Source organism: Micromonospora sp. DH13 (assembly GCF_020873825.1).
Taxonomy (GTDB): domain Bacteria; phylum Actinomycetota; class Actinomycetes; order Mycobacteriales; family Micromonosporaceae; genus Micromonospora; species Micromonospora haikouensis.
Genome location: NZ_JAHWGR010000010.1, coordinates 1 through 16,687 on the forward strand (window position 1 = coordinate 1; position 16,687 = coordinate 16,687).

Sequence of the window (16,687 nt, forward strand, 5' to 3'; positions counted from 1 at the left end):
GATCTCGGGGCCGGGCCGCCGCTGCGGTCAGGCCGCCTCGCTCCAGGGCACGGTGAACCGGTGCGCGCCGGAGCCGACCTCCGTCGGCGCGGCGCCGGGCAGCTCGACCCGCGCGGTCGCGCCGGGCGGCACCGTCACCTCGACGGCCAGCTCGCCGTCGGCCAGCCGCCAGCCCACCGCGGCCGGCCCGTACGGGGTCAGCAGCGCGGCGCGGGCGTGCCGCAGCCCGCCGCCGGGCCGGGGCCGCACCAGCAGCCGGCGGTAGCCGGGCTCGGCCGGGGCGAGGCCGGCGACCGTGCGGTGCAGCCAGTCCGCCACCGCGCCCAGCGCGTAGTGGTTGAACGACGTCATCTGCCCCGGGTTGACCGTGCCGTCGGGCAGCAGGCTGTCCCAGCGCTCCCAGATCGTGGTCGCGCCCGTGGTCACCGGGTACAGCCAGGACGGGCAGTCGGTGCTCAGCAGCAGCCGGTACGCGGTCTCCACCTCGCCGTTGTCGGCGAGCGCGTCGCAGATGGCCGGGGTGCCGGCGAACCCGGTGGCGATGCGCCACCCGGCCTCCTCGACCAGCTCGGCCAGCCGCCGGGCCGCCGCCCGGCGCGGGCGGCCGGCCGGCACGAGACCGAACCGCAGCGCCAGCGCGTACGACGTCTGCGCGTCGTTGTCGAGCAGCCCGGAGGGCAGCACGTACCGGCGCTGGAACGCCTCGGTGACGGCGGCGGCGAGGGCGGCGTAGCGCTGTGCGTCGGCATGCCGCCCGAGCACCTCGGCCATCCGGGCGAGAACCCCGGTGGAGTGGGCGAAGTAGGCCGTGGCGACCAGGTAGCGGTCGGCCTTGGCGTCCTCCGGGTCGTCCGGCGGGGCGGTCGGGTCGAGCCAGTCGCCGAGCTGGTAGCCGCTGTCCCACAGGTGGTCCGCGCCGGCCCGCTGGTCGACCAGGTCGACGAACGCCTTCGCGCTGGCGTACTGCCGGGCCAGCACGTCGCGGTCGCCGTAGCGCTCGTAGAGCGTCCAGGGGGTGAGCACGGCGGCGTCGCCCCAGACCGCCGTCGGCTGCGGCGGCTCCCACCTCGGCGCGGGGATGCGGGGCACGAAGTACGGCACGGTCCCGTCGGGCAGCTGCTCGGCGGCCAGGTCGACCAGCCACGACGAGAGCATGCCGGCGCAGTCGTACAGGAAGGCGGCGGTGGGGGCGAAGACCTGGATGTCGCCGGTCCAGCCCAGCCGCTCGTCGCGCTGCGGACAGTCGGTCGGGATGTCCAGGAAGTTGCCCCGCATGCTCCACACGACGTTGTCGTGCAGCCGGTTGACCAGCGGGTCCGAGCACTCGAACGTGCCGGTGCGGACCATGTCGGTGTGGTGGACCCGGGCCACCACCGCCGCCGGGTCGAACTCGCCGGGCCAGCCGGTGACCTCGGCGTAGCGGAAGCCGTGGAAGGTGAACCGGGGCTCCCACGTCTCGACGCCCCCGCCGCGCAGCGTGTACGAGTCGGTGGCCTTCGCCCCGCGCAGCGCCCGGACGAACAGCTCGCCGTCCTGGAGCACCTCGGCGTGGCGCAGCCGCACCGTCTGCCCGGCCGGGCCGGTGACCGTGATCCGCAGCCGACCCACCAGGTTCTGCCCGAAGTCCAGGATGATCCGCCCGCCGGTGGCGTCGACCACCTCGGCCACGGGCACCTCCTGCACGCAACGCACGGGCGGGCCGGTCGGGGCGACCAGGGCCGCCGCCGGGCGGGGCAGCACGCGCACCGGGGTCCAGCCGTCGGCGGCGAAGCCGGGCGAGGACCAGCCGGTGGGCTCGCGGCGGGCGTCGTGGTGCTCGCCGTCGAGCAGGCCGGAGGCGGTCAGCGGCCCGGTCGCGGCCCGCCAGGAGCCGTCGGTGGCGACGAGCTGCCGCCGGCCGTCGGCGTACTCGATCTCCAGCTGGGCGAGCAGGCCGATCCGGCTGCCGTAGACGGTGCGGTGGCCGCCGTGGAAGCCGAGGCGGCCGGCGTACCAGCCCTCGGCGAGCCAGCCGCCGACGGCGTTGCGGCCCGGCCGCAGCAGCCCCGTGACGTCGTAGGTCTGGTAGCGCAGCCGGTGATGGTAGCTGGTCCAGCCCGGGGCGAGGACCTGGTCGCCGACGCGGGCGCCGTTGAGCTCCAGCTCGTAGACGCCGAGGGCGGTGGCGTAGACCCGGGCCCGGGTGACCTCGCCGGTGACGTCGAACTCGTGGCGCAGCAGCGGCGGGGGCTGCTCGACCGTGGGGTCGACCTCCCAGTCGGGGGAGACGAACTCCGCCTGCCAGTCGTCCGCGTCGAGGCCGGCCTCCACGGTGGCCGGGTCGCTGAACGGCGTGGGCTCGTCGGCGTCGGCACCCCAGACCCGTACGCGCACCTCGCACCGCTCGCGGGGGCGCAGCGGCGGCGCGGGCCAGGGCACCAGCACGCAGTCGGCCGAGTCGAGGCGGCCGCTGCGGTGGGCGGCCCGGTCCGGCCCGGTCACCTCGACCTCGTAGCCGACCTGCCGCCAGCCGGCGGGGGCGTCGGTGACGCGGAACGAGAGCCGGGGGGCGGGCTCGCCGATGCCGATCGCCGGGTCGACGTGCGCGACGCGGGGCGCCTGGACCGTCGTCCGGGGCGCGGGGTCGGCGTTGCTCATGGGCTTCCTCTCGACCGTCCGGTGGCACCGGGTACGTTACGAGCTAATGAAAGGTTTCACAAGTGTCGTGCCGCAGGGTGTCGAGTGGTAACGCCGCTTGACCGGCGGTGGTGACGGGCATAGCGTGGGGTCGCAGATTGAAACGTCTCAGCCTCCGGTTCGGTCGCCGCCGTGCCGCTGACCCGCCCCGACGCGCGGTCCGCCCCACGGCGGGACGGCCGCGGGGCGCGCACCCCCGAGGAGAGCGTGTGGGGTCCCTGGTGGGAATCCAGATCGGTGCCATCTCCTTCGTCGACGAGGGCGTCGACCAGGTTCTCGACATCGTCGGCGAGGCCGCGGCGGTCGACGCCGTGTTCGTGGCGACCCAGTCCTTCGACCGTGGCCTGCAGGGCCGGCAGGTGGTGAGCCGCCCCTGGCCCGGCCACGGCGCCCGCCAACTCGACCACCACCACGTCGGCGGCTCGTACGTCACCCAGCACCCGGAGTTCTACGCCAACACCGCGCTCGGGCCGTTCCGCGCCCCGGACCGCGAGGTCGCCGGCTTCGACGTGCTGGAACAGGTCATCCCGGCCGCCCGGCGGCGCGGCATGAGGGTCTACTCGTTCGTCCTGGAGAACACCCACTCCGGGCTGACCCGGCACGTGCCGAACTGGCCGAAGGTCCTCCAGGTCGACGCCTGGGGCCGCGCCGACCCGTACGCCTGCGTGCGCAACCCCGACTACGTCGCCTGGTGGCTCGGCCTGATCGAGGACCAGCTCAAGAGCTACCCGCTGGACGGGCTCATGTTCGGCTCCGAACGGCACGGCCCGCTCGGCAACGTCCTGGGCGACGGCGGCTTCGCCCGCGACGGCAACCCGTACTGCTTCTGCCCGCACTGCGAGGCCGCCGGCCACCGCCGCGGCATCGACGTGCGCCGGGCCCGCGAGGGGTACGTCGCGCTGCACCGGCTCGCCCACGGCGGGGCCGACCCCGGCGGCGACAGCGGCTTCGTGCGCTTCCTGCGCCTGCTCACCGAGTACCCGGAGATCCTCGCCTGGGAGCAGCTCTGGACCGACGGCTTCGAGGCCCTGCGCCGCCAGCTCTACGGCACCGCGAAGTTCCTCGCCCCGCACGTGCAGGTCGGCTGGCACGTCTGGCACCACAACTCGTTCTCCCCGCTCTACCGGGCCCAGACCGACTTCGCCGCGCTCGCCGAGTACGCCGACTTCGTCAAGCCGGTGCTCTACAACAACTGCGCCGGCTACCGGCTGCACCACCACATCCGGCAGGTGGCCCGGAGCATCTTCGCCGGGGTCGACGAGCAGACCCTCTACGACCTCTACCGGGGCGTGCTCGGCTACGACGAGGCCGTCCGGTTCGACGACCTGCCCGCCACCGGCCTGTCCGCCGACTACGTCACCCGGGAGACCCGCCGCACCGTGACCGCGGTCGCCGGCCGGGCCGCCGTGTACCCGGGGCTCGACCTCGACGTGCCCACCCCGGAGCACGTCAAGAAGACCAGCCCCGAGGAGGTCCGCGCCTCGGTCACCGCGGCGCTCGAAGGCGGCGCCGACGGCATCATCCTGTCCCGCAAGTACTCCGAGATGCGGCTGGACAACCTCGCCGCCGTCGGCGACACCCTGCGCGCCCGCGCCTGACCCGCTGCCGGACACGAATCGGGGCGGGGACCCGTGCAGGGTCCCCGCCCCGATCGTCGTGGCGACCGGTCAGCCGGCCGACGGTCCGGGTCGCCCGACGTCGTGGCCCAGGGCGAACTCCGGCTCCCGGTGCAGGTGCCCGGCCGGCTCGCCCTCGGGCACGGCCGCGACGAAGAAGAACAGCCGCAGGTCGTCGGTGTACGCGCGCAGGATGTCGTGCTCCACCCCGGCCGGCGTGCAGACCAGGTCACCGGGGGCGACGTCGTACTCCTGCGCCCCGACGGCGACGCGGGCCCGGCCCTCGACGACCGCCCAGTACTCCGGGCAGGAGTGGTGGTGCCGGTCGAACCGGAAGCCGGCCCGCTCCAGGCTGAACCAGCCGACCGCCGACAGGTCGCTCCAGGCCGGCCCGTCGACGGTCCACCGCTGGCCGGCGCCCAGCCGCAGGACGCTCACGCGCCCGGCCGCTGCCAGGCCACGACCTCACCCGCCGGGTGGCGGCAGAAGTCGGGCAGCCCGGTCAGCGCCTGCTCCTCGCCGCCCGGCGTGTACGTCACCAGCAGCCGCAGCGTGCGCCAGGTGGAGTTCATCGTCGAGTGCAGGGTGTCGCGGGGGATGTAGACCATGTCGCCCTCGGCGATGGCGAACTCGTCGTCGCCGACGGTCTGCACCCCCGCCCCGGACACCACGTAGATCAGCTCGTCCGCGCCGGCGTGCAGGTGCCGGCCGTGGCCCTGCCCCGGGTTGATGATGACCTCGCCCTGGGAGTTGACGGCCCCGGGGATGGTCACCGGCGAGACGAACCACTTCATGGTGCCCCAGTCGAAGCTGAAGGTCTCCACGTCGTGCGCGGGGATGTGGGTGGGTGGCATGGGGGTCTCCGATCGGGGGTGGCTCAGGAGGTGGGCAGGGACTTGAAGGCGCGGACCTGGGCGGTCAGGGCGCGCTCCACCGGCAGGCGTTCCATCGACGAGGCGCCGAAGAAGCCGACCACGCCGGTGGTGTGGGCCAGCACGTACGCGGCGTCGTCCGGCTCGGCGATCGGGCCGCCGTGGCAGAGCACCAGCACGTCCGGGTTCACCGCCACGGCGGCGTCGCGCATGGCCTGGATCCGCTCGACCGACTCGTCGAGGGTCAGCGCGGTCCGCGCGCCGATGGTGCCGGACGTGGTCAGCCCCATGTGCGGCACCAGCACGTCCGCCCCGGCCGCCGTCATGGCCGCCGCCTGCTCGGGGTCGAAGACGTACGGGCAGGTGAGCAGGCCGCGTTCGGCGGCCAGCCGGATCATCTCGACCTCCAGGTCGAAGCCCATCCCGGTCTCGGCGAGGTTCTGCCCGAACACCCCGTCGATGAGGCCGACGGTGGGGAAGTTCTGCACCCCGGTGAAGCCGATCGCGGCCAGCTCGTCGAGGAACCGGGGCATCAGCCGGAACGGGTCGGTGCCGCAGACGCCCGCGAGCACCGGGGTGTCCCGCACGACCGGCAGCACCTCGGCCGCCATCTCCACCACGATCGCGTTCGCGTCGCCGTAGGGCAGCAGGCCGGCGAGCGAGCCGCGCCCGGCCATCCGGTAGCGGCCCGAGTTGTAGATGATGATCAGGTCGGCCCCGCCGGCCTCGGCGCACTTGGCCGACAGGCCGGTGCCGGCGCCCGCGCCGACGATCGGCCGGCCGGCGGCCGCCTGTTCCCGCAGCCGCCGCAGCGCCTCCGCGCGTTCCATCTCAGGCTCCCTTCTGGATCAGCCGGTGCAGGGTGTCGGCCATCGCCGACGCGAACTCCGGCGCGTTGACGTGCGCGTCGACGCGGTGCAGCGTCCGGCCGTGCGCCGCGAGGGTCGCCGCGAGGGCGTCGCGGCACGCCGTGTCGGCCGCCGGGTCGGCGAACGGCTGACCGGCGGCGTCCAGCGCGCTCACCCCGCCGTCGGGCCAGAACACCTCGGTCGGGCCGGTCGCGGCGGCGGCCTTCGCGCCGATCCGCCGGCCCAGCTCGGCCATCTCGTCGGCGGTGGTACGCATCAGGGTCACGGTCGGGTTGTGCACGAAGAACAGCCGGTCGGCGAAGCGCTCCGGCACGGTGTCGACCGGCCCGAAGTTGACCATGTCCAGCGCGCCGGGCGCGATCACCTGCGGCACGCCGGCCGCCCCGGCGGCGGTGAGCCGGTCAGGACCGGCGGTGAGCACCCCGCCCACCAGGTCGTCGGCCAGCTCGGTGGTGGTCAGGTCCAGCACCCCGGCGAGCAGTCCGGCCTGAGCCAGTCCCTCCAGGGCCCGGCCCCCGGCGCCGGTGGCGTGGAAGGCCAGCACCTCGTACCCCAGCTCCTCCAGCCGGGCCTTGGCGGCCTCGACGGCGGGGGTGGTGACGCCGAACATGCTGGCCGCGACGATCGGCCGGGCGTCGGTGGCGGTGTCGGCGCGGGACCGGTCGCGGGCCATGCCGGCCATCGCCGCGGCAGCGTTGCCGAGCACGAGCCGGGAGATCCGGTTGACCCCGGCGACGTCGACGACCGAATACATGATCGTGACGTCCTTGGCCCCGACGTACGGGGAGACGTCGCCGGAGGCCATGGTCGACACCAGCAGCTTCGGCAGCCCGACCGGGCAGGCGGCCAGCACCGCCGCCGCGATCGACGACCCGCCGGAGCCGCCGGCGGCGAGTACGCCGTCGACCCGGCCCGCGGCGACCAGCCGGCCGACGACCGCCGCCGCGCCCCGGCCCATCGCGGTGACCGCCGCGCCCCGGTCGCCCGCCGAGACCAGCTCGGCGACGGTGGTGCCGGCCGCCCCGGCGACCTCGTCGGCGGTGACGTCCGGGGTGAGGCCGCGCGGGGCGGCGGTGCCGGCGTCCACGACGAGGACGTCGACGCCGAGGGCGCGCAGCCGCTCGGCCAGGTACGCGTAGTCGGGGCCCTTGGTGTCGAGGGTGCCGACGAGGACGACGGTGGGCATGCCGGCCTCCTTCGGGGCGGTGGACATGTCAGTTCCCTTCGGGCAGCGGTGGGGCGGGCGGGTCGGGGTCGTCGACGTCGACCCCGGCGTCGGCGAGCGCGGCGCGGACCACCGCGAGCGCGTTGATCGCCCGGGGGAACCCGACGAACTGCACGCAGTGGATCACCACCTCGACGATCTCGGCGGGGGTGAGGCCGACCCGCAGCGCGGCCTTGGTGTGCCCGGCGATCTGCGGGTCCGCGCCGCCCATGCCGATGAGCACGGCGAGGGTGGCGATCTCCCGGCGGGCCAGGTCGAGGCCGGGCCGGGAGTTGACGTCGCCGAAGTTGAACTCCAGCCCGAAGCGGGCCAGGTCGGCGCCGAGGCCGGAGCGGCGCTGCAGGAACACGTCGGCCGCGCCCGGCCCGTAGATCTCGTTGAACGCCCGCCGTCCCCGGTCGAGCCGGCTCTGTCCGGCCTCGGGCGTCCTGGTCGGTTCCGTGGTCAAATCGAGTGCCCTCCGTCCTGGGCGAGGGTGACGCCGGTGATGTACGCGGCCGACTCCTGGCACAGGAAGACCACCGAGGCGGCCAGGTCGTCGGGTTGGCCGAGGGTGCGGGTGGGGATCTGGGCGAGCAGCTCCTCGCGGCGCTGCGGGGTGTCCCGGTCCCGGCCCGGGGTGGCCTGCGCCCCGGGGGCGATGGCGTTGACGGTGATGCCGGTCTCGGCCAGCTCGATGGCCAGCGCCTTGGTCAGGCCGATCACCCCGGCCTTGGCCGCCGCGTACGCCGTGGCGTTGCGCACCAGCCGGCCGCCGCGCACGGCGGCGATGGACGACAGCGACACGATCCGCCCCCAGCCGCCGGGCAGCATGTGCGGCAGGACCGCCCGCGTGGAGGTGAACACGCTGGTGAGGTTGCGGTCGAGCTGGGTCTGCCACTCGTCGAGCGTCAGCTCGGCGAACGGCCGGACCAGGCCGCCCCCGGCGGTGTTGACCAGGATGTCGATGCCGCCCCACTCGGCGGCGGTGCGGTCGGCCGCCGCGACGACGGCGGCGAAGTCGAGCAGGTCGACCGCGTCGTGCCGGGCGGTGGCCCCCCGGGCGGTGAGGTCGGCGGTGGTGGCCGCGGCGGCGTCGGCGGAGATGTCCAGGCCGGCCACGGCGGCGCCCTGGTCGGCGAGGGCCCGGCAGATGCGGCGGCCGAGGGCGCCGCCGGAGCCGGTGACGACGGCGCGGCGGCCGGCCAGCGGGCGGGCCGACGGCGCGGGTGGGGCTGTCATGTCGCGGGAGGTTCCCTTCGGGTGGAGGTGTCCGGTTGGCTCAGGTGGGGTCGATGACCAGGTTGTCGGGTCGCCGACCGTGGGCGAACAGGTCGATCTGCGCGGCGGCCACGGCCCAGGCGCGCGCCGAGATCCCCTCGGTCACCCCGGCGACGTGCGGGGTGAGGGTGACGTTCGGCGCGTCCCACAGCGGGTGGTCGGGCGGCAGTGGCTCGGGGTCGGTGACGTCCAGGATCGCGTGCAACCGGTCGCCGCCGGTCTCGCGCAACAGCGCGTCGGTGTCGACCAGGGTGCCCCGGCCCGCGTTGACCAGCACCGCGCCGTCGCGCAGCCCGGCGAGAAACCGCGCGTCGGCGATCCGGTCGGTGTCCGGGCCGGCCGGCAGCGCGAGGATGACGACGTCCTGCTCGGCCGCGACGGCGGCGAACCCGGCGGCCGACAGGACTCCCGCGCGGGCGCGCCGCCCGACCAGGGTCACCTCGCAGCCGAAGGGGCGCAGCAGGCCCGCGACGTGCCGGCCGATGTCACCGGCGCCGAGGACCGCCACCCGGCTGCCGGCCAGCGACCGGCCGGTCCGGCGCTCCCAGCGCCGCCGGCGCTGCGCCTCGGCGAAGAAGGCCAGCTCCCGGTGGTGCGCGAGCAGCACCGCGACGACCCACTCGGCCACGGCCGCGCCGTGCGCGCCACGGGCGTTGGACAGGCCCACGCCGGGCGGCAGCCGGCCGATCCAGCCGTCGTAGCCGGCGTTGAGGGTCTGCACGAGCCGGACGCGGGGGAGCCGGGGAAGCAGGGCGAGGGTGCGCTCCACCGGGTGGAAGCCGTGCACGACGACGACGGCGTGGTCGCGCTGCCCGGCCGTCGGCTCGCCGCCGGGCCCGAGCAGCTGCGGGCGCAGCAGTGGGTACGCCGCCAGCGCCGCCGCGCCCTGCTCGTCGGGCACGAGGACGCAGACGCCCGCATCGCCGTCACTGTCGGTCATGGCATCTGCACTCCGTGGTCGGTGGCGGGCAGGCGCGCCCGGACGGCGCGCGGCTGCTCCTCGTGGCCCCGGGGACGGGATGAGGCCGACGGCGGCGGGCGGCGAGGGCCCTGCATGTATAACGTTTCAGAGCGGTGCTGGCAAGCCCGTCTGCCGGTGTGCGGCCACTGCCTGTCCGGCGTGCGCGCATTCCGCCCTGCTCCGTGTTGCTGTCGCCCCGCCGACCGGCGGAGCTGGGGCGGCGGCCGGGCCGCGTTACAAGCGGGAAACAGCCTGTTGACACTGCGGATGTGACGCAGGTAGCATCCGTCCGTTGAAACGATTTAAAGGCCGGCCGGCTATGCGCGTTGCTTCGCACGACCATCCCTGCCCCCGAGGAGCACCCGTGATCAGAACCTGGCGAGCCGCTCGCACGCACCCCACACTACGCACAGTAGCGGCTGTCAGCGCCGCCGCCCTGCTGGTTTCGGGATGCAGTGCGGCAGGCACCGGCACCAAGTCCGGTTCCGCCACCAAGCCCACCGCGTTCTCGGCGCTGTTCACCACCGAGAACACCCAGATCCCCGCCGAGCTCAACCGGCTCGCCGCCGGCGAGTGCAAGGCCCAGAACGACGCGCTGCCGCTCAAGATCGAGCAGACCCCCAGCAGCAACATGCAGCAGAAGGTGCAGCTCCTCGCCGGCCAGGACGCGCTCCCGGTGCTGTTCGCCGGGGGCAACGCCCTGATCAACAAGGACGGGGCGCTGCAGAAGTCCGGTCAGCTCGTCGACGTCAAGAAGGCGCTGACCGACCTCGGCGTCGCCGACAAGCTCACCCCGGCCGCGTCCGACACGATCGACAAGCTCTACGGCGGTGGCGTGTACCCGACCATCCCGTTCCAGTACAACATCGAGGGCATCTTCTACAACAAGAAGATCTTCGAGGAGCAGGGCATCGCCGTCCCCGCCACCTGGGACGAGCTGCTCGCCGCCGCCGCGAAGCTGAAGGCCGCCAAGATCACCCCGTTCACCGCCTCGGGCAAGACCGGCTGGACGATCAGCCGCTGGGTCGGCGCGTACATCCTGCGCGACCTGGGCCCCGACGCGCTGAAGAAGGTCGCCGACGGGCAGGCCAAGCTGACCGACCCCGAGTACGTCCGGGCCGCCCAGGCGATCGCCGACCTCGGCAAGGCCGGCTACTTCGTCGACGGGGTCACCTCCGTCGACTACGACACCGCCACGGCCAACCTGCTCAACGGCAAGGCCGCCATGATGTACATGGGCAGCTGGCTGCTGGCCAGCATCAACGACCCGAAGAAGAACCCCCTCGGCGACGCGATCGGGTTCATGCCCGTCCCCGCCGTCACCGGCGGCAGCGGCTCGATCGACCAGTACCCGGCCAACGTCGGCGCGCCGACGGCGATCTCCGCCAAGCAGTACAGCCCCGAGGTCGGCGGCTGGCTCAAGTGCATCGCCGAGAACTACGCCAGCGGGCTGATGGAGACCCAGGGCGCCTTCTCCGGCTTCAAGATGGGCAAGCCGGTGGCCAACGTCCCGCCGCTGACCCAGGACCTGCAGAAGCGCATCGACGCCAGCACCTCCACCGTCCTGTGGTTCGAGGCCCTGTTCAACACCAAGGCGACCGGCGACGCCAGCGCCAACGCCGCCCCGCTGCTCACCGGCGCCATGAAGCCGGAGCAGTACATGAGCCTGCTCCAGAACGACCTCTCCGCGGCACAGTAGTTCCGGCGGGCCGGTCCACCGGGCGGCGGCGGGTAGCCGCCGCCCGGTGGACGGCCCAACCGGTCAGGCATCCTTGGTTGGGACGGGTAATCAATGGACCGAGTATTCGGTGACAAAAAGGCCATCGCGATCCTGCTCGGGCCCGCGTTGTTCATGTACACGGCGATCATGCTGGTGCCGTCGGTGTGGTCGCTGTTCTACGCCTTCTCCACCGGCAACGTGATCGAGGGCTTCCGCCCGGTCGGGCTCGACAACTTCCGCAAGCTGCTGGACGACCCGATCGTCCCGACCTCGCTGCGGTTCACCGTGACCTACGCCCTGGTCATCACGGTCGGGCAGATCCTGCTCGGCCTGGCGCTGGCGCTGTTCTACGTCTTCGTGCTGCGCCGGGCCTCCGCGCTCATCCGTACCCTGGTCTTCTTCCCGGTGGTGCTGCCCACCGTCGCGGTCGGCCTGCTGTTCTCCAAGATGTTCGCCATCGCGCCGCAGACCGGCCCGGCCAACAGCCTGCTCGACCTCCTGGGGTTCGGGGCTACCGACTGGTTCTCCACCGGCAGCAAGGCGTTCTGGGTCATCATCCTGATGGACCTGTGGCGCACCATGGGCTTCTACGCGGTGCTGCTCTACACCGGCCTGCTCGACATTCCCGGCGAGGTCCTGGAGTCCGCGCGGCTCGACGGGGCGGTCGGCTGGCGGCTGCTGCGGCACATCGTGCTGCCGCTGGCGCTGCCGGTGCTGATCTCGTCGATCATCTTCAGCCTGAACTCCTCGCTGAAGGTCTTCGACTCCGTGGTGGCGCTGACCAACGGCGGCCCCGGGACGTCGACCACCCCGCTGAACCTCTACATGTTCCAGACCTCGTTCTTCTACAGCGACTACGGCTACGGCAGCACCCTGGCGATCCTGATCACCACCATCTGCCTGACCGTCACGCTCTTCCTGTTCCGCTCCTCCCGACGAGACCTCACCAAGGGCTGACCATGGCGACACGTACGGACCTCTCCGCGCCGGTGGCGACCCGCGCGACCGCACCTGCCCCACCCGCGCCGTCGCGCCGCCGCGGCGTCAACTGGCGTCGGGTGGGCAACCGCGCCTGGACGGGCCTGGTGATCGCCGTCCTGCTGGTGATCACCATCTACCCGCTGTTCTGGATGTTCGCCAGCTCGCTGAAGACCGAGAACGAGTTCATCACCGAGCCGCTGTGGTCGCTGCCCCGCGAGCTGAACTTCCAGAACTACGTCGACGCGTGGGAACTCGGCGGCATCGGCACCGTCATCCGCAACAGCCTGCTGGTGACCCTGCCGTCGCTGTTCTTCATCCTCGCCCTCGGCGCGGCGGCCGGGTTCGCCCTGGAGGTGATGGTCTGGAAGGGGCGCAACACCGTCCTGCTGCTCATCGTCGGCGGGATGATGCTGCCGCTGCAGCTGATCCTGCTGCCGCTGTTCACGATCTACTTCCGCCTCGGCCTCACCGACTCGCTGCTGCCGCTCATCCTCACCTACGTCGGGCACGGCCTGCCGCTGACGGTGTTCCTGATGGCGGCCTACTTCCGGGCCGTGCCCCGGGAGCTGTTCGAGGCCTCGACGCTGGACGGGGCCGGGGTGTTCCGGGCGTTCTTCTCCGTCGGCCTGCCGATGGTCCGCAACGGCCTGCTCACCCTCGGCCTGCTGATGTTCTTCTCCGTCTGGAACGACCTGCTCATCGCGTTGACCTTCAACACCAGCAAGGAGCTGAGCACCATCCAGGTGGGCCTGCTCAACTTCAACGGCGAGTACGGCTCGACCCTCTACGGCCCGCTCTTCGCCGGCATCTGCACCACCGTGCTCGGCATCCTGGTCGTCTACGTGTTCATCAACAAGCAGATCATGAAGGGCCTGGCGGCCGGGTCGCTGAAGGGCTGAACCGGTGATCGTCGACGCGCACACCCACGCCTGGCCGCGCTGGCCGTACCGGCCGCCCGTGCCGGACGACGCCACCCGGGGCGGGGTCGAGGTGCTGCTGCACGAGATGGCCGCCGCCGGGGTGGACCGGGCGGTCGTGGTGGCCGCCGAGATCGACCGCAACGCCGACAACAACGACTACGTCGCGGCGGCGGTGGCCCGGCACCCCGGGCGGCTCCACCACTTCGCCGACCTGGACAGCCGGTGGAGCCCCCGGCACCACACGGCCGGGGCCGCCGACCGGCTCGCCGCGCTCGCCGACCGGTACCCCCTCGCCGGGATCAGCCACTACCTCGGCCCCGACAACGACGGGTGGCTGCGCTCGGCGGACGCCCGGGCGCTGTTCGCCGCCGCCGAGCGCCGGGGACTGCTCATGGGGCTGGCCGCCGGGCCGGCCTGGCACGCCGACCTGCGCGCGCTCGCCGCGACCGTGCCCGGCCTGCCCATCCTGTGCAACCACCTGGCCCTGGTGCCGGCCTGGCCCGGCGGCGTCGCCGACGCCCTGGCCCGGGTGCTCGACCCGGCCGCCCCCGCCAACCTGATCGTCAAGGTCTCCGGCCTCCAGTACGGCGCGGCCGACCCCTGGGACGTGCCGCACCGGGCGGCGCTGGACGTCGTCCGGGCGTACTACGAGACGTGGGGCCCCCGGCGCCTGGTGTGGGGCTCGGACCACCCGGCCTCCGGCGCGGCGATGACGTACCGGCAGTCGCTGGAGGCGGTGCGGCGGCACTGCGACTTCATCGCGCCGGCCGACCTGCCGCTGGTCCTCGGCGGCACCCTCGCCGGGCTGCTCGGCGACCCGGAAGGAGTCCGCGCATGACCCCGCCGCCGCCCCGCCCGCACGTGACCCCGCCGCCCCGCCCGCGGGTGGGCGTCGCGTGCAACCGGGCGACCCGGGAACGCTTCGTCACCGAGGCCGCGCTGGCCCGCCTCGCCGGGGTCGCCGACGTGGCCTGGCTGGAGTTCGACGGACCGGACCGCTCCACCGCGCCGCCGCCGACGGACCCGGCGACCGTCGCCCGGCTGACCGCCTTCGTGGCCGACCTCGACGCGCTGGTCGTCAGCCACGGCTGCCCCCGGGTCACCGACGAGGTGCTGGCCGCCGCGCCCCGGCTGCGTCTCGTCGGCGACACCCACGGCGACCGCTTCGCCCACCGCGTCGACGTCGCCGCCGCCCGCGCCCGGGGGGTCTGGGCGGTGGACACCACCAACGGCTCCTCCGACCCGGTGGCCGAGTGGGCGCTCGCGCTGATGCTCGTCGGCCTGCGCAACGCCGGGGCGCTGTTCCGCCGCCTCGTCGCCGACGAGGTGCTCTGGCCCGACCGCGGCGTGTTCCTCGACGACCCCGGCTACCGCAACGGCGAGCTGACCGGCCGGACGGTCGGCATCATCGCGCTCGGCCACATCGGCCGGCGGCTGCTGGAACTCCTCGCGCCCTTCGGCGTGGACGTCCTCGCCCACGACCCGTACGCGCCCCGGGTGCTCGCCGACGTCTACGACCTCACCCTGACCAGCCTCGACGGCGTGCTCTCCGGGTCCGACGTGGTGGTCTGCCTGGCCCCCCTGACCAGCGCCACCCGGGGCCTGCTCGGCGCCCGCGAGATCGCCCTGCTCAGGCCCGGCGCGGTCTTCGTCAACGTGTCCCGGGGCGCGGTCGTCGACTCGGCCGCGCTCCTCGACCGGCTCGCGACCGGCGACATCGTCGCCTGCCTCGACGTCTTCGACCCGGAGCCGATCCCGGCCGGGCACCCCGTCCGCGCCCTGCCCAACGTCTTCCTCAGCCCGCACATCGCCGGGGTCACCGCCGCCAGCGAGCCGCGCTTCTTCGACCTGATGGTGGACGAGGTGATCCGCGTGATCCGCGGCCACCACCCCCGCCACGAACTGGTCCCCCGCGAACCCGACTGAACCGCCCCGGCCGGGCGTCAGCGGTCCCGGCCGCCGAGCGCCGGGCCAGCGGCCCCGGCCGCCGCCGAGAGTGGAGCCACCGTGACCGTTTCCTACTCCGCCGCGCCGCCGCTGAGCGAGCGCGCGCGGGCCGAGGTGCTCAGCCCTGCCGCCCTGGACTTCGTGGCCGGGCTGCACCGCCGCTTCGACCCGCGCCGGCGGGAGCTGCTGGCCGCCCGCGCCGCCCGACCCGCGCCGACCGGCTTCCTGCCGGAGACCGCCGACGTGCGGGCCGGCGACTGGCGGGTCGCCCCGCCCCGCCCCGACTACGCCGACCGCCGCGTCGAGATCACCGGCCCCACGGACCGCAAGATGGTGATCAACGCCCTCAACTCGGGGGCCCGCGGCTTCATGGCCGACTTCGAGGACGCCAACAGCCCGACCTGGCGCAACCAGGTCGAGGGCCACCTCAACCTGACCGACGCGATCGACCGGACGATCACCCACGACGCCTCCGACGGCCGGCGGTACCGGCTGGTCGACTCGCCGGCCACCCTGCTGGTCCGCCCGCGCGGCTGGCACCTGGTCGACAAGCACCTGCTGGTCGACGGCGTCCCCGTCGCCGGGGCGCTGATGGACTTCGGGCTGTTCGCCTTCCACAACGCCCGCCGGCTGCTTAAGCGGGGCAGCGCACCGTACCTCTACCTGCCGAAGCTGGAGCACCACCTGGAGGCGCGGCTGTGGAACGACGTGTTCCTCCACGCCCAGGACGCGCTCGGGGTGCCCCGGGGCAGCATCCGGGCCACGGTGCTGATCGAGACGTTCCCGGCGGCGCTGCAGATGGACGAGATCCTGTTCGAGCTGCGGGAGCACTCGTACGGGCTCAACGCCGGCCGCTGGGACTACATCTTCTCGATGATCAAGACCTTCCGGGACCGGCCGGGGTTCGTGCTGCCGGACCGCACGGCGGTGACGATGACCGTGCCGTTCATGCGGGCGTACACGGAGCTGCTGGTGGCCACCTGTCACCGGCGCGGCGCGTTCGCGATGGGTGGCATGGCCGCCCTCATCCCGTCCCGCCGCGACCCGGAGGCCAACGCCCGGGCCGTGGCGGCGGTGGACGCGGACAAGCGCCGCGAGGCCGGCGACGGCTTCGACGGCACCTGGGTCGCCCACCCCGACGTGGTGCCGGTGGCCCGCGCGGCGTTCGACGCGGTGCTGGGGGAGCGGCCGAACCAGCTCGACCGGCGGCGCGACGATGTCACGACGACCCCGGCCGACCTGCTCGACGTGGCGTCCACCCCGGGGTCGGTCACCGAGGCCGGGCTGCGGGGCAACGTCAGTGTGACGTTTCAATACCTGTCGTTCTGGCTGACCGGACGGGGCGCGGCCGGGATCGACAACCTGATGGAGGACGCGGCCACGGCCGAGATCGCCCGATCCCAGGTCTGGCAGTGGATCCGGCACGGCGCGCGGCTGCCCGACGGGCGGGTCGTCACGCGGGACCTGGTGGCCGGCATCCTCGCCGAGGAGATGGCGCGGATCGCCGCCGAGGTCGGCGACCAGGTGTGGCGACAGGGCCGGCCGGAGGACGCGCGGGAGGTCTTCGCGCGCGTCGCACTCGCCGACGAGCTGCCGGAATTCCTCACCCTGGTGGCGTACGACCGGCTGTAGGCCACCGG

General features: G+C 73.8%; 15 protein-coding genes. 7 read left to right on the forward strand and 8 right to left on the reverse strand.

Annotation, left to right across the window (positions count from 1 at the left end; genetic code table 11):
• Positions 1 to 27 precede the first annotated feature (27 nt).
• On the reverse strand, positions 28 to 2,637 hold the full coding sequence (locus LPA42_RS12200; RefSeq protein ID WP_077939673.1) for a glycoside hydrolase family 78 protein: 2,610 nt from the start codon (positions 2,635 to 2,637) through the stop codon (positions 28 to 30).
• A 248-nt stretch (positions 2,638 to 2,885) separates the two neighbouring features.
• Between LPA42_RS12200 and LPA42_RS12205 the strand changes: the two genes are divergently transcribed.
• Positions 2,886 to 4,274, forward strand: a complete 1,389-nt coding sequence (locus LPA42_RS12205; RefSeq protein ID WP_077939674.1) for a hypothetical protein — start codon at positions 2,886 to 2,888, stop codon at positions 4,272 to 4,274.
• A gap of 69 nt (positions 4,275 to 4,343) precedes the next feature.
• Here LPA42_RS12205 and LPA42_RS12210 read toward each other — a convergent pair whose 3' ends face one another.
• The 7 genes from LPA42_RS12210 to LPA42_RS12240 are packed head-to-tail and all read right to left on the reverse strand — an operon-like array spanning position 4,344 to position 9,458.
• The gene (locus tag LPA42_RS12210) at positions 4,344 to 4,730 is read right to left on the reverse strand and encodes a cupin domain-containing protein (protein ID WP_158229490.1); all 387 of its coding nucleotides are present in this window, start codon (positions 4,728 to 4,730) and stop codon (positions 4,344 to 4,346) included.
• On the reverse strand, positions 4,727 to 5,146 hold the full coding sequence (locus LPA42_RS12215; RefSeq protein ID WP_077939676.1) for a cupin domain-containing protein: 420 nt from the start codon (positions 5,144 to 5,146) through the stop codon (positions 4,727 to 4,729). The genes LPA42_RS12210 and LPA42_RS12215 overlap by 4 nt, the downstream gene beginning before the upstream one ends.
• Before the next feature lie 23 nt (positions 5,147 to 5,169).
• Positions 5,170 to 5,994 carry a phosphoenolpyruvate hydrolase family protein gene (locus LPA42_RS12220; protein ID WP_043968370.1) on the reverse strand — a complete coding sequence of 275 codons (825 nt, stop codon included), beginning with the start codon at positions 5,992 to 5,994 and terminating at the stop codon, positions 5,170 to 5,172.
• Between the two features lies 1 nt (position 5,995).
• Positions 5,996 to 7,246: a Tm-1-like ATP-binding domain-containing protein gene (locus LPA42_RS12225; protein WP_198956729.1), complete on the reverse strand. Its 1,251-nt coding sequence runs from the start codon at positions 7,244 to 7,246 to the stop codon at positions 5,996 to 5,998.
• Position 7,247: 1 nt separating this feature from the next.
• Positions 7,248 to 7,706: a carboxymuconolactone decarboxylase family protein gene (locus tag LPA42_RS12230; RefSeq protein WP_228986557.1), complete on the reverse strand. Its 459-nt coding sequence runs from the start codon at positions 7,704 to 7,706 to the stop codon at positions 7,248 to 7,250.
• Positions 7,703 to 8,479 (reverse strand): SDR family NAD(P)-dependent oxidoreductase, encoded by a 777-nt coding sequence (locus tag LPA42_RS12235; RefSeq protein WP_052503965.1) that lies wholly within the window; start codon positions 8,477 to 8,479, stop codon positions 7,703 to 7,705. The genes LPA42_RS12230 and LPA42_RS12235 overlap by 4 nt, the downstream gene beginning before the upstream one ends.
• A gap of 40 nt (positions 8,480 to 8,519) precedes the next feature.
• Positions 8,520 to 9,458 (reverse strand): NAD(P)-dependent oxidoreductase, encoded by a 939-nt coding sequence (locus LPA42_RS12240; protein ID WP_077939684.1) that lies wholly within the window; start codon positions 9,456 to 9,458, stop codon positions 8,520 to 8,522.
• A 385-nt stretch (positions 9,459 to 9,843) separates the two neighbouring features.
• Between LPA42_RS12240 and LPA42_RS12245 the strand changes: the two genes are divergently transcribed.
• The 6 genes from LPA42_RS12245 to aceB all read left to right on the forward strand — a co-directional run bounded on the left by LPA42_RS12245 (position 9,844) and on the right by aceB (position 16,679).
• Positions 9,844 to 11,178 carry an ABC transporter substrate-binding protein gene (locus LPA42_RS12245; RefSeq protein WP_198956731.1) on the forward strand — a complete coding sequence of 445 codons (1,335 nt, stop codon included), beginning with the start codon at positions 9,844 to 9,846 and terminating at the stop codon, positions 11,176 to 11,178.
• Positions 11,179 to 11,271: 93 nt separating this feature from the next.
• Positions 11,272 to 12,156, forward strand: coding sequence for a carbohydrate ABC transporter permease (locus LPA42_RS12250; RefSeq protein WP_077939686.1), 885 nt, complete (start codon positions 11,272 to 11,274; stop codon positions 12,154 to 12,156).
• A gap of 2 nt (positions 12,157 to 12,158) precedes the next feature.
• Positions 12,159 to 13,079, forward strand: a complete 921-nt coding sequence (locus tag LPA42_RS12255) for a carbohydrate ABC transporter permease (protein ID WP_077939687.1) — start codon at positions 12,159 to 12,161, stop codon at positions 13,077 to 13,079.
• A gap of 4 nt (positions 13,080 to 13,083) precedes the next feature.
• The gene (locus tag LPA42_RS12260; RefSeq protein WP_043968378.1) at positions 13,084 to 13,938 is read left to right on the forward strand and encodes an amidohydrolase; all 855 of its coding nucleotides are present in this window, start codon (positions 13,084 to 13,086) and stop codon (positions 13,936 to 13,938) included.
• On the forward strand, positions 13,935 to 15,026 hold the full coding sequence (locus LPA42_RS12265) for a hydroxyacid dehydrogenase (protein ID WP_091286741.1): 1,092 nt from the start codon (positions 13,935 to 13,937) through the stop codon (positions 15,024 to 15,026). Before LPA42_RS12260 ends, LPA42_RS12265 begins: the two co-directional genes overlap by 4 nt.
• An 81-nt stretch (positions 15,027 to 15,107) precedes the next feature.
• Positions 15,108 to 16,679, forward strand: a complete 1,572-nt coding sequence (gene aceB, locus LPA42_RS12270; protein WP_077939689.1) for a malate synthase A — start codon at positions 15,108 to 15,110, stop codon at positions 16,677 to 16,679.
• Positions 16,680 to 16,687: the final 8 nt, after the last annotated feature.